Here is a 13,032-nt window from a genome sequence, read left to right as displayed (position 1 = left end):
ATTTAGCCTAAGCTGATTTGAACATCAACGCCGGCAGCTAAATCTAATCTCATTAAAGCGTCAACTGTTTTATCAGTAGGCTCAACAATGTCTAACATGCGTTTGTGTGTACGTAATTCATATTGATCACGTGCATCTTTATTAACATGTGGTGAAGTTAGAACCGTAAAACGCTCTTTACGCGTAGGTAAAGGGATAGGACCACGAATCTGAGCACCAGTGCGTTTAGCAGTTTCAACGATTTCCATCGTTGACTGGTCAATCAGACGATGATCGAATGCTTTCAAACGAATGCGAATTCTTTGATTTGACATTGACCAATCTCCAGTATTAAAAGAACAAAAAGAACAAAGCACCCACCACTCACTATCAATTGAGGGGGATACTAACATATTTCATTGGCTCACAATTGGAGCCGTTGTATCTACATTCGAAATGCAGTGGGCGCGAATTATACAGATATATAAGCTTATCTCAATAGTTTTATCTAATTAGTTTCTTTTTTATACACCTATTAATGTAACTGATAGATTTTGGCTTATTTATCGGCATCTAACCTGTACTCTTTTCTAGGCTGTATATACTATTAAATTAAATCTGCATGTAACTTTGGTCTTGTTGTCATCATATATGAGTGAACCTATTTTTTATCAACGATTAGCTGAACTGCTGAAAGAAATACAAAACGTGACGAGCTTCTCTGAAAGCTTTCCTGAATTTGAGCCCAAAGTACTAGAGTTATTTGATTGCGAACGGATAACGGTATATCAACGTAATAAACATAGCTTTGATATTGTTAGTCGGTATAAGTCAGGTGATGAATTACGCGAAATTAGGGTGCCTATCGGCCCTCAGTCACTAGCGGGTTATGTTGCATTTTCAAAACAAGGCTTAGTTGTTGAAGATGTACACGATGCCGATGCATTGCATGCTATCCATCCAAAATTAAAATTTGCAGCACGCTTTGACCATAAATCACAGTTCCGAACGCACAATATGATTGTTGTGCCTATCATCGCTAACCATATTTTATTAGGTGTTTTACAGCTCATTAATAAAAATAATAAAGCTGATTTCACGCTAGAAGATCAAACACAGGCTCAAGAACTTGCCAATTTTATCGGTCAAAAATTCAAATACGAGCTCGGTGGCACTAATGGCCCTTTTGAATATTTACGCCATAAAAAATGGATCACAGAAAGTGAATTAAAGCGTATTGAAGCCAATAGCCGCAATCATGCCGATGCCATTAGGCGTTTAATTGACGATGCAAAACTGATGCCTGAACAAGTTGCTTTATCGCTTGAAATTTTCCATCAAACTAAACATTTAGGTTACGACCCTGACAATTATCATTTGCACGCAGCAAACAGCAAACTAAACACCCAATATTTAAAACGCAATACGGTTTGTATTTTAGCTAACGTAAATGAATCGCCTATTGTACTCATGGCAGAACCAAATAACGCGGCACTTTTATTAGAAATTGAAAGCGCAACCGGTCTCTCTGCTTATGATATTCATGTTGGCTTACCGAGTAATATTCTAAAATATTTGGGTTCAACATCGGGCGGAGATGATCAGCTCGGTGAAATTGGCGATATTCTGGGGGAAATAGAAGATGACTCAGATGATGAAGAAATAGGCCAAGATGAAATATTAACCGAGGAAGCTCCCGCGGTAGTCCGCCTCGTTAATAAAATATTGCATGATGCTAAACAATTTGATGCATCAGATATACATATTGACCCTAATAAAGGTAACTCGCCAACCAAAGTGAGAATGCGAGTCGATGGCGTTTGCCAAGAAATTCTACAAATACCGGCATCACATCACGCTGCAACAATCGCTCGTATAAAAATAATGTCAAAGCTCGACATTGCTGAAAAACGTTTACCCCAAGATGGTAAATTTGCAGTCAAAATCAATAGCAACTTAGTCGAAGTCAGGATCGCAACCATCCCAACCGTTTTTGGCGAAGGTGTAGTCATGCGTATTCTCGCATCCGGCGGCGCTATGCCCTTTGACAGCTTAAATTTATCACCTCGAAATGCAGAACGACTCAATAAAATGATAGTTCAACCACACGGCATTATTTTAGTTGTTGGTCCGACGGGTTCAGGAAAAACAACTACGCTTCATGCTGTGTTAGGTAAGCTTAATACGCCCGATAAAAAAATATGGACAGCTGAAGATCCGGTAGAAATAACACAACCTGGTCTACAGCAAGTACAAATGAACAATAAAATAGGTTTTGATTTTAAAACCGCTTTAAGAGCCTTTTTACGAGCCGACCCCGATATTATTTTAATTGGTGAAATGCGTGATAGAGAAACAGCCCATGCAGGGGTTGAAGCTTCATTAACCGGTCACTTAGTTTTATCAACTCTACATACAAACTCAGCACCTGAAACCGTGACTCGTTTAATTGATTTAGGTTTAGATCCGGTGAACTTCTCTGATGCTTGTGTCGGTATCTTAGCACAACGCTTAATCCGGACTTTATGCTCAAAATGCAAAGCACCTTATACTCCGAGTGATGACGAAAAAGCGTTCTTAATTCGTCAATATGGCAAAGATCAATTTAAAGAGTTAAGAGTCGATATCGCTAATTTAACGCTATATAAAGCGAATGGCTGCGCAACATGTGGTGACTCAGGTTATAAAGGACGAACGGGATTACATGAATTACTCATGATGTCTAGCCCATTACGCCATATTGTTAATACGGGTGGAACCGCGACCGATATAAAAAAATTAGGGATAGAAGAAGGCATGCGGACTTTAGTCCAAGATGGCATTTATAAAGTTTTACTGGGGCAAACGGATTTTGTGCAATTACAAAAGATAACGTCATCGGATCATTAATCGAACTTCAGTTCAACGCAAAATAACCCTACGGTTAAAGTAACCACTTCAAATAGGAATGAAGTGGTTACACTTAGATTGTTACAGTGATTTTTCAGCGTAATGCGTAACGAGCTCTTCAGCTTGTTCCGCTGATGAAATAGACACTTTTTGATCTTTCACCAAACCATCGGTTAAACCATAAATCCAACCGTGCACAGTAACATCTTGCTTTCTTGCCCATGCACCCAATAATACAGTTGTTCTAGCCACATTTAAGACTTGCTGAACCACATTAAGCTCACACATACGATCAACTTGTTTGATTGATTCAATTTTACCCAGTTCATGCCTAAATTGATGCTGGGTGTCTTGAATATGACGTAACCAGTTATCAATTAAACCTAAAGGCTGACGTTCCATTGCCGCTTTAACGCCGCCGCAATTATAATGCCCGCAAACGATAATGTGTTTAACCTGTAATACATCAACAGCAAACTGGATCACTGACAACGCATTTAAATCAGTATGGATCACTTGGTTCGCAATATTTCGATGTACAAAAATTTCACCGGGTAAAAGCCCCACAATCTGATTGGCCGGTACACGACTATCTGAGCAGCCAATCCATAGATATTCTGGTTTTTGTTGCTTAGACAGCTTTTCAAAAAAACCTGGGTTTTGTTGCTCTATTTCTGACGCCCAACGTTTATTTTTGTTTAATAGATGATTTATATCACTCAATTCGACAACTCCACTGTTTTCGGCTTAACATTATTAAATTACAAATTTCAACGATTAAGCAAAAGCTAATCTTAATTGTTGAGCATTATCAATTTTTAATTTATCGATAGCAAACTGAATTTTAATAATCCGTCTTCATTATATAATTTAGAAGGTATAGATACTTAACCAAAACACTATTGATGTGCGGTCTTGCTCATGGCTCGAGTTGGATAATTAGTAAATACAGCGTCAATGCCAAGTAACAACATATCTTCAATATCCGATATTTCATTGGCGGTATAAACAAAAACTTTTAATCCTCTAGCATGAGCATCTTCAACCATTTCAAGCGGAATAAAATCAATATCGCAATGAACGGAATAAGCATCGAGCTCTTGCGCAAAAGCACAATAGTTAATTGGCACAGAGGCCGTTAACGCGCCAATAAGCGTTTGTGGGCGTTGTTTTTTAGCGGCTCGTAATATGTGGTGGTTGAACGACGAAAGAATGAGCTGTTCATTGTGAAACCCTAAATGCGCAATAGCATAATCAATTTCTGTTAAAACACGACGCTCTGTCGCCCATGATTTGACTTCAATATTGACCTTACATTGACCATTCACCAGCGCCAAAACTTCACGTAAAGTCGGTATAACTTCGCCCTGCCCGGCATCCAAAGCGCGAATTTGAGCAAAAGAAAGAGAGCGAATATGCCCCTGACCATTAGTTGTTTTTTGTAACCACGTGTCATGGATCACAATAAGCTCACCATCGATTTCATGTATGTCTATTTCAATTCCATCGCACTGCATTTCAATCGCCAATGCAATCGCTTTTAATGTATTTTCAGGCGCATGCCCACTCGCACCTCTATGTGCAAAAACCCACATAAATTAAACCTTTCTTCGGCTTAACGAAACCGTTTCAAAGATAGCGGTACTTAAAACGACACCGCCACCTAGCATGGTTTGCCAATTAAGAGTTTCGCTCAATAATATATACGCCAATAAAGCACCATACACAGGAGACAAACAAGCAATAAGACTCATACTTTTAGCTTGTAAAAACTTCAAGCCATTAACTAATAGCACATGAGGCAAAGCAGTAAACAAAGACCCCAGTAATAATAAAAGAAAAAATGTATCTGAATTAATATCAACTAATGTATCAAATTCAAATGGCAATAAACAAATGGCAATAATAAAAGCCTGAAACATCATGTTCTTCATGCCACTATACTGCGTAAAATGACGTTTATTTAAAATATTGCGTAACGCAAAAAATAGAGCGGAAATAACCCCAAGAGCAATCCCCACCGTATAATCACTAGCAAAAGACAACTCAGGCACCATTAGCGCAACCCCCGAAAAAACAATGACCGCAAGCATAATGTCATTAATTCGAGGCATTTTTTTATTAAATAAAGGCTCAATAAACACGGTCAATACCGGAAAAGTATATAAAGCAATCATACCTATCGCGACGGTTGAATATTGCATAGCATAAAAATAAGTCACCCAATGCAGAGCCATTAAAACGCCCAATATGCAGCCAATTACATAATCTTTTTTTGATTTAAGCCGAAGTGAAGATTCAGTGATTTGCACAATACAAGCTAACAATAAGCAAGCAATAACCGCACGACCAGTAGAAATAGCCGCCGCATTTAATGGAATGATCTTAGAAAAAAGCGCAGTTCCGGCAAGCAACAGAATGGACACATGGGTTTGTAAAAGCGCACGAGTGTGCGCATTTTGATTATTCACTAATTAACAAAAATTAAAGTGAAACTAAATTTATAAACACTGACCAATACGCTGCCCTAAACGAACAACGGATTCGGGTTGGTAATCTTCATTAAATGTCATGGCGTTTTCCGGCATTAAGCAGATAACCGTAGAGCCTAATTTAAACAAGCCCATTTCTTGGCCTTTATCAAGCGTGATCGCGTCTTCACCTTTGTAGTGCCAAGTAAATGTATTTTTACCACCCGGTGGCGTGATCGTACCAGACCAAATAGTTTCAATACTCGCAACGATAGTCGCTCCCACTAAAACCATCGCCATTTCACCAAAAGCGGTATCAAAATAACAAACAACACGCTCATTACGTGCAAATAAACCAGGCACATTACGTGTCGTTGCAGGGTTAACTGAAAATAACTTACCCGGCACATAAGTCATTTTTTTCAATGTTCCCGTCACTGGCATATGAATACGATGATAATCTTTAGGAGATAAATAAATCGTTGTAAAAAGGCCGCCTTCATAAGCACGAGCGGCATCAGCATCACCACCGAGCAAAGCGGTTACGCTGTAATTATGGCCCTTAGCTTGCACAATAAGATCATTACTTACCGGACCGACTTGACTGACCGCACCATCCACAGGGCTAACATAAGCAACCGGATCAAGGTCAATAGGCCGAGCATCCGCTTTTAACGTTCGAGTAAAAAAGTCATTAAAACTTTTATATTGAGAAAAATCAGCCCGTTCTGCTTCTTCAAGCGTAATACCAAATGCATTAGCAAAAGTGCGAATGAACGTTTGGCTAATCAGTTTATTTTTCGACGCGGCGAACCAACCCACAAGACGAGATAAGCCATGTTGTGGAAAACAATATTGTAAAGCTACTTTAAATTTTTCAGATGACACAAAATCTTCCTTTGTCTTTTTTTAACCAATAACATTCCAACACGCAGTAGAAATATACAGTCTGTGTATTGCAATCTTATAATCGAAAAATATTTAATGAAAGTTAAATATCATTAAAACGATTAGGTTTATCTTCTTGGATTGATTCAATAATACGGTAATAGTTATCTAATCGAGAACGCATGATATCGCCTCGATTAGCTGCATCGATAATACCGCAGTTAGGCGTATTTATATGTGAACAATCACGATATTTACAGGTTTTATAATCGATAAATTCAACAAAACCAGAAAACACTTCGTCTTCAGTTAAATGCCATAAAGAAAACTCCCGGATCCCCGGTGAATCAATTAAATGACCACTTGGTTTTAAATTATATAAACGAGAAACCGTTGTGGTGTGTTGGCCTAAACCTGAATTTTCAGAAATGTCATTAACAATCGTATTCAAACCGGGTAATAAATAATTCACCAAAGATGATTTACCCACCCCCGATTGCCCCACTACAATAGAAACCTTATCATCAAAATGTGTTATTAATTCTTTAAGGCCAGTTTCTTCTTTAACACTGAATAAATAAACCGGATAACCTAATTTTTCGTAATAGGCCATGGTTTGTTTTAGCTTAACAAGCTCATCGACCGATAGCAGCTCAATTTTATTAATCGCGATAATAGGCAAAGCGCCCATTTGCTCAACAGCAATTAAATAACGATCGATAATGGAAAGTGACAAATCAGGTTTAATAGACGATAAAATAATCACCTGTTCTATATTTGCCGCAACGGGTTTTAACCCATCATAAAAATCAGGTCGACTTAAAACGGTTTCTCTTTCTTCAACCGCTTCTATTACACCATCATTAGACGATTGCGCCTCTTCACTGCTGCGCCAAACAACACGGTCACCGGCAACAAGCGATTTGATCGTGCGCCGAATATCGCAGCGTTTAATTTCGCCAGTCGAATTTTGAATGTCCGCTTGCTGACCAAAGCGACTGATCACAATTGCTTTTTCACTTGCACCTAAATTCGAGTCGTTTTGCTCAGGTGCATTTCCACCTTTTGCTAATTTTCGACTATGATTAACTTTTAGACGTCTTAATTGTTGTTTACTGAGCTTTTTTGTTTTTGCCACTATACGATTTTTAATAAATAATTTAAGATGATAATTAAATATTATACCCACTCAGTTTTGTTGTGCATAAATATGTGGGTATAACGCGTTTAAATCAGTTGGATATTTGCAGGTATTGCAACTCTACGTCTAAAATATCTAACTAAGGCAATAAAATTTAATGATTGCTGATTTTTAAAGATGTTATTTTTATCTCTAAAACAATCATACCACCCTAATGGGTAATTAATGATAATTAGAACTAAAATATCTTTAAATCATATTCTGCAATCGAGTAATCGCAAAAAATAGCTTATTCACGATAGCGACTTACCGCAATAAACGGTAACGTTAAAGATGAATTGCTGTAAAAGGTCTTATATATGTCATTTAGCGAAAATAATCTTGTTTGGCTAGATCTGGAAATGACCGGATTATATCCCGACGAGGATAAAGTACTTGAAGTAGCAACCATTGTGACCGACAGTGATTTAAATATCATTGCCGAGGGTCCAGTTTTTGCTATTCATCAGCCTGACGACATATTAGATAATATGGACGAATGGTGTGTCACCCAACACGGAAAATCGGGTTTAACTGAGCGCTGTAAAAAGAGTACCGTTACCGAAGAAGAAGCTTCTCTAAAAACAATTGAATTTTTAAAACAGTATGTGCCCGCCGGTAAGTCCCCCATGTGCGGCAATAGTATTGGTCAAGATCGCCGGTTTATGTTTGTACATATGCCAGTACTCGAAGAGTTTTTCCATTATCGAAACCTTGATGTCAGTACAATAAAAGAACTCGCACGACGCTGGCGTCCTGAATTAGTCGATGATTATCGCAAAAAAGGGATTCACCTCGCTTTAGATGATATTTATGAATCAATTGAAGAATTATCACGTTACAAAGAAAAATTCTTTAATTTATAAAAAACGCTTGCATTGGTTATAAATATCTATACAATGCGCCAGCACTTGAGGCAACAATTCAAGTGCTGATTCAAAACATCTACTATGCGGCTGTAGCTCAGTTGGTAGAGCACGACCTTGCCAAGGTCGGGGTCACGAGTTCGAGTCTCGTTAGCCGCTCCAAATCTCTTCACATTGTTTACAAAATTCACAACTAATTACCTTATTATTCTAACTAATTTGCTAAAAACTTGTTAAGCTTACTTTACTTAAAATTTAACAATGTAAATGCGATGAATAAAGGAATAATAACCGCACTTTTAGGCTTTAGTCTTGCCTCATGCGGTGGTAGCAACTCAAATGCCGTTATTGATGATCCTCAAATTGATGGTAATCAATGTTTGCAACCCGATCGCAACCAAGCTTGGTTTGAATTTTTACAAAAAAACTACTTATGGAATGAAGATTTACCCGCAACAATAGATGCCAATGCATATGCATCAACATCCGCTTTACTCGCCGACTTAAAATCACCTCAAGATCGTTTTAGTTTTGTTATTGATACCGCCCAATGGAATAACATTTCTTCTGGTTTCGCATTTGGCTATGGCATGCGTCTAGATTTAAATGAATCAGACGATTATGTCCGTATTGTTTACGTATTTAAAAATTCAGGAGCAGCTAATGCTGGGCTAACACGCGGTTCTCGTCTTACTGAAATAAACGGAGTTAGCGCAGCGCAATTGAAGCAATGGGCAATATCAGGCGATAGCCGATATAGCGAAACATTAGGTCCCGATATTCAAGGCTACCAAATACCTATCACATGGTTAACGCCAGATGATACCGAGCAAACAGGCACTTTAGTTAAAGGAACGCTTAGCACCAATACCGTAATGGCTAATCAAGTGCTCACCACTAATGTGGGTAAAACGGGCTACCTATCCTTCCAAAGCGGTTTTATTGAACCATCAGGTGCAGAATTAGATACCGCATTTGCTTTATTTACCGAACAAGGAGTTGATGAGTTAGTTTTAGATTTACGCTACAACAGTGGCGGCCGAGTTGATGTCGCGGCTCGGTTAGTGGCTTATATTGCCGGTGACGAAAGTCATGATAAAACATTTGTAAATTACGTTTATAACGATATTGTCACGAATCAAATTATCGCCGATGGTAGTGCTGAACACTTAACGTTCAAACTCAATAGCTCACTCGATCAAGGCAATTTACCCAATGCGATCCCTTATACACAAATGCGCAATAACGCCCTTAATTTAAACCGAGTTGTCGTGCTCACAACTGCAGAAACATGCTCAGCAAGTGAACTCGTTATCAATAGTTTAAAACCCTTTGTCGATGTTCATACAATTGGCTCAGCAACCTGTGGTAAACCGGTCGGCATGATCCCTGCAGATTTATGTGGTGAAACCATGTTATCAATTAATTTTTCAACCACCAATGCAAACGGTGAAGCTGATTACTTTAATGGCATAACCCCCACCTGCCAAGTTAACAACCAAACCGTAAAAGGCGACTGGGGAGAAAATGATGTTAATTTAAATGCCGCGATCAATTACCTTGAAACGGGTACTTGTCCAGTTTCAGCCGCGAGCGAACCACAACGAATATCACAAAATGAAAATCAACGCGCACTAAGTTACCAAGCATATTAAAGCTCATGATTAGCTTGCCCATTATGGCAAGCTAATTGCTTAATCTTTATTTATCTATAAATCCATTTTTCGCGTCAAATTTATGAATAAACTTAAATACATCACATTAGGCTTATACATACTTACAAGCCATGCCATGGCTGAATTAAAAGTTGTTCAAATATATCAACAAGAAGAATTAATAAAGTGGATTAACAATAACGAACACCTTAACCGAGTCGTAGAAGACCGCTGCCAACTCGTGCAAGATATACAAGCTCGTGCAGAAGTTGTCGCGAATCCGGCATATCAGTTCCTATGGGGAGATATGCTAGCGTGGGGAGTTTGTATAGAGAGAGATGCAGAGCTGGGTTTACACTTTATTCAGTCTGCAGCAATGCAAGGTTTACCCCCAGCTCTCGAGCAGTTAGGGCGCTATTATCATAAAGGTATTTTAGTACAACCCGATATGAAACGAGCGTTAGAGTACCTAAGAGAAAGCGCCGTTCAAGGCAATTTAAAAGCACAACTTCGGTTAGTTGATTTATTCAACCAAGGCTACGGTAGCCCACTAGACTACGAAAGCGCCTACCATTGGCTGCATAATGCCGTAATCCAAGACACTAAACAACACCAGGCAGCCCAAATAGCATTAGCTAAATTAAGTGAAAAAATGCCTGCTAAAATAGTTAAACGCGCTAAACGCCCTATCGCTTATTAGATAGCCAAGTCACTTCGGTATATTAATCTAATAACTGAACCAGTAAGGTATAGTCTTCTCGCTCAGGTTTTATGGTTCATTGTCAGCGCTTACTCGCCCCAATCACATAATAGAGCATATGCTCATGGGGTCTCGAAGCTTGCCTGCATGGATGCAGGTAAGGGGCGAGAGCAGGACGCGGTAGCTTTGACGGCTTTGCTTACATGGATGTCAGTACTTAGGTTTCGTCTGGAACTAGAAACCTGCCCCTAAAACCCGATCGCTTTGACTATATTAAAAATAAGCCATTAACTCGGTTCTACATCCAGCTCATGCAGTAGAGCATCAAAAACTTGGCTTTGTTTGGGCGTTAACGTTGCCACTTTCAACGTTTCCAACGTATCACTGGCCAGTGACCTCTGATCTAATGCCAGACCATCTTTACGTTTAACGGCAACTAAGACTTTAAGCAAACTCAGCATTGTTCGAGCACTTCGAGGGGTGAGTTGCAACGCTTGTGTTAACGCTTGAACCGCAGAATCGTATCGATTTCGTTTGAAAAACTCAAATGCCATATTATTGAGTTGCTTAGCCGTAAAGTGGATTTCGCCACGCTGTTCCGATTCTTGTTCAATATAACGGGTGACCACCTGCCCCGCTAAATTTTCACCATTTATTTGATTTTTAACCGCGTCGAGCAATAACAATGCTTCTTCTCTGAGCCCTAATTCATGAAATACTTTTACTTTATCTAAGTTATCTTCTATTGAAGATTTAGCTTTTAAATTAACATGATTTTCAACAATACGTTCAGCATACTCACGTTCATCTTTAACATTATGAATACGCGCTTTAACCACTAACATTTGCTCTTTCAACATATTTAAATCAAAAGTACTTTTTTCAAGCTCACTAAATGAAACTTCAACTTGGCGAATCACTTTTTTAGACAACTCTGACGATAAGGTCGAAGCAAAATCAATACCTGAACGAACAACATTAAGTAAATGCTCAGGCGAATCATGAATGGAATTTTTAGCGTTTTGAGCCATTGCCCGTGTCGCTTTATATTGCCCTTCATGATCTTGATTTAAGCGCGCTAAATCCCAGTATTTTTTATTTCGTTCAATATTACGAGGCGACAACCGTACCGCATTTTGCATTTGCTCATAGGCTAAAACATACTCTTCTCGATCAATATGATATTGAGCAAGTAAATCAAATGTCGCAAACCGAGTATCAACCCGATCGCGCAACGTATCTAATAATTGATGTATTTCTTCAATCTTATTTTGTTTAATCAGGGCGGTAACAAAACCCAAGTGTACCCACGATTGCTTACATTCAACGAGCAACTCACGATAATAGTTTTCAGCTTCTACGAATTCTCGCAATTTTAATAAACATTCACCTTTCAAACGTTGTAAATTGAGGAAGTATCGCTTTAATTTAGGGTTAAGAAAATGACGCTCAATAAAGTAAATGGCTTTACTGTATTCTTTAATATCCATCGCATAATAAACATTATACAAGGTTTGTTTAATATCAATTGTCTGTACTAGCCGCGTGGTGATCCTTTGTAAAGTTAACGGTTTAACCCAAAAATCATCAGGCTGAAGCTCAGCAATACTATTAACCAGTGATTCTTCTGTGTCTGCACTTAAAAAAATAAGTACAGTACATTTAGTCACAAAACCTTTGAATTTCATTTCTTCAAGTAAATGAAAACCATCTCGATCACTTTTTACATTAAACGAACAAATAACCACATGAAACAGCTCTTCTTCACATAACCTCAACCCATAAAATGCATTTTCTGCGCATTTGATATGCGTGATCCCTAAATCCAGCAACGCGTTTTTTAAGGTATGATGCACCAACGTTTGCTCATCTATGATCAATACATTGAGTGATGCGAAATTTTTAAGGTTTTGTTTTTCCATCGAATAAACCCGTATATTTTGTTGAGCTATATAAAAAACATAATGAATACATATTCATGCAAGCTAATACTAGCGCTAGTTGACCTTTGAGTAACGCTTTTTTATGCTAGAAAAAGATAAACACGCCCTAGGAATAATCAATGATAATAAACCACAGCAGCACGAATAATGATATACAAAATGTATCGCATAATAGCGCGATCACTAAACAACCATTATTAACCAGCGGTGATATAAAAAATATCGTTTACTTTTCACGTGCAATGTTTCCAGTTGGTGAAACCGTTGAACCACATAAACACACCGATATGACCGAAGTTTTTTATATTGAATCAGGTCGCGCTAAATTTATTGTTAATCAGCAACCCCATATCTTAGAAACTGGTAGTTGCGTAACTATCGAGCCTAATGAATTACACGAAGTCATCAATATAGGTGAAAACGAATTAATACTGGTGTATTTCGGCGTACTAACACCGTAA

At 38.4% G+C, this 13,032-nt stretch carries 12 protein-coding genes and 1 tRNA gene; 6 read left to right on the top strand and 7 right to left on the bottom strand.

Going from position 1 to position 13,032, the window contains the following annotated elements:
• Positions 1–2 precede the first annotated feature (2 nt).
• Positions 3–314 (bottom strand): 30S ribosomal protein S10, encoded by a 312-nt coding sequence (gene rpsJ / locus DPX34_RS12915; protein ID WP_111978845.1) that lies wholly within the window; start codon positions 312–314, stop codon positions 3–5.
• Positions 315–630: 316 nt separating this feature from the next.
• Between rpsJ and DPX34_RS12910 the strand changes: the two genes are divergently transcribed.
• A complete protein-coding gene (locus DPX34_RS12910; protein WP_111978844.1) occupies positions 631–2,868 on the top strand; it encodes a GspE/PulE family protein in 2,238 nt (745 codons plus the stop codon).
• Positions 2,869–2,949: 81 nt separating this feature from the next.
• Here the strand turns inward: DPX34_RS12910 and can are convergent, their stop codons facing one another.
• From can to rsgA, 5 genes are all read right to left on the bottom strand, one after another.
• Positions 2,950–3,591 carry a carbonate dehydratase gene (gene can / locus DPX34_RS12905; protein WP_111978843.1) on the bottom strand — a complete coding sequence of 214 codons (642 nt, stop codon included), beginning with the start codon at positions 3,589–3,591 and terminating at the stop codon, positions 2,950–2,952.
• A 176-nt stretch (positions 3,592–3,767) separates the two neighbouring features.
• Positions 3,768–4,463 (bottom strand): glycerophosphodiester phosphodiesterase, encoded by a 696-nt coding sequence (locus tag DPX34_RS12900; RefSeq protein WP_111978842.1) that lies wholly within the window; start codon positions 4,461–4,463, stop codon positions 3,768–3,770.
• Between the two features lie 3 nt (positions 4,464–4,466).
• Positions 4,467–5,339: a DMT family transporter gene (locus tag DPX34_RS12895; RefSeq protein WP_111978841.1), complete on the bottom strand. Its 873-nt coding sequence runs from the start codon at positions 5,337–5,339 to the stop codon at positions 4,467–4,469.
• Positions 5,340–5,369: 30 nt separating this feature from the next.
• On the bottom strand, positions 5,370–6,227 hold the full coding sequence (gene asd / locus DPX34_RS12890; RefSeq protein WP_111978840.1) for an archaetidylserine decarboxylase: 858 nt from the start codon (positions 6,225–6,227) through the stop codon (positions 5,370–5,372).
• Between the two features lie 103 nt (positions 6,228–6,330).
• Entirely contained in the window at positions 6,331–7,365 is a 1,035-nt protein-coding gene (gene rsgA / locus DPX34_RS12885; protein ID WP_111978874.1) for a small ribosomal subunit biogenesis GTPase RsgA, read from the bottom strand.
• A 362-nt stretch (positions 7,366–7,727) separates the two neighbouring features.
• Here rsgA and orn point away from each other — a divergent pair, with 362 nt between their 5' ends.
• The 4 genes from orn (at position 7,728) to DPX34_RS12865 (ending at position 10,628) form a co-directional block, all read left to right on the top strand.
• Entirely contained in the window at positions 7,728–8,273 is a 546-nt protein-coding gene (gene orn / locus DPX34_RS12880) for an oligoribonuclease (RefSeq protein WP_111978839.1), read from the top strand.
• 86 nt (positions 8,274–8,359) lie between these two features.
• Positions 8,360–8,435: transfer RNA gene (locus tag DPX34_RS12875), tRNA-Gly, on the top strand.
• A 110-nt stretch (positions 8,436–8,545) separates the two neighbouring features.
• Complete coding sequence (locus DPX34_RS12870) at positions 8,546–9,928, top strand: S41 family peptidase (RefSeq protein WP_111978838.1); 1,383 nt, start codon at positions 8,546–8,548, stop codon at positions 9,926–9,928.
• An 82-nt stretch (positions 9,929–10,010) separates the two neighbouring features.
• The gene (locus tag DPX34_RS12865) at positions 10,011–10,628 is read left to right on the top strand and encodes a tetratricopeptide repeat protein (protein WP_111978837.1); all 618 of its coding nucleotides are present in this window, start codon (positions 10,011–10,013) and stop codon (positions 10,626–10,628) included.
• 287 nt (positions 10,629–10,915) lie between these two features.
• Here DPX34_RS12865 and DPX34_RS12860 read toward each other — a convergent pair whose 3' ends face one another.
• A complete protein-coding gene (locus tag DPX34_RS12860; RefSeq protein WP_111978836.1) occupies positions 10,916–12,550 on the bottom strand; it encodes a response regulator in 1,635 nt (544 codons plus the stop codon).
• 140 nt (positions 12,551–12,690) lie between these two features.
• On the opposite strand from DPX34_RS12860, the gene DPX34_RS12855 reads away from it, so the two are divergent.
• Entirely contained in the window at positions 12,691–13,032 is a 342-nt protein-coding gene (locus DPX34_RS12855; RefSeq protein WP_111978835.1) for a cupin domain-containing protein, read from the top strand.

It is taken from the genome of Algibacillus agarilyticus (assembly GCF_003286125.1).
Lineage (GTDB): Bacteria > Pseudomonadota > Gammaproteobacteria > Enterobacterales > Alteromonadaceae > Algibacillus > Algibacillus agarilyticus.
Note: the sequence above shows the minus strand (reverse complement) of the source record. Positions and strands in the feature narration are given on the sequence as shown.

Excerpts from the sequence above, each read along its gene's own strand:
- rpsJ (WP_111978845.1), bottom strand. The coding sequence starts at position 314 with ATGTCAAATCAAAGAATTCGCATTCGTTTGAAAGCATTCGATCATCGT.
- DPX34_RS12910 (WP_111978844.1), top strand. The coding sequence starts at position 631 with ATGAGTGAACCTATTTTTTATCAACGATTAGCTGAACTGCTGAAAGAA.
- DPX34_RS12900 (WP_111978842.1), bottom strand. The coding sequence starts at position 4,463 with ATGTGGGTTTTTGCACATAGAGGTGCGAGTGGGCATGCGCCTGAAAAT.
- orn (WP_111978839.1), top strand. The coding sequence starts at position 7,728 with ATGTCATTTAGCGAAAATAATCTTGTTTGGCTAGATCTGGAAATGACC.
- DPX34_RS12870 (WP_111978838.1), top strand. The coding sequence starts at position 8,546 with ATGAATAAAGGAATAATAACCGCACTTTTAGGCTTTAGTCTTGCCTCA.
- DPX34_RS12865 (WP_111978837.1), top strand. The coding sequence starts at position 10,011 with ATGAATAAACTTAAATACATCACATTAGGCTTATACATACTTACAAGC.
- DPX34_RS12860 (WP_111978836.1), bottom strand. The coding sequence starts at position 12,550 with ATGGAAAAACAAAACCTTAAAAATTTCGCATCACTCAATGTATTGATC.
- DPX34_RS12855 (WP_111978835.1), top strand. The coding sequence starts at position 12,691 with ATGATAATAAACCACAGCAGCACGAATAATGATATACAAAATGTATCG.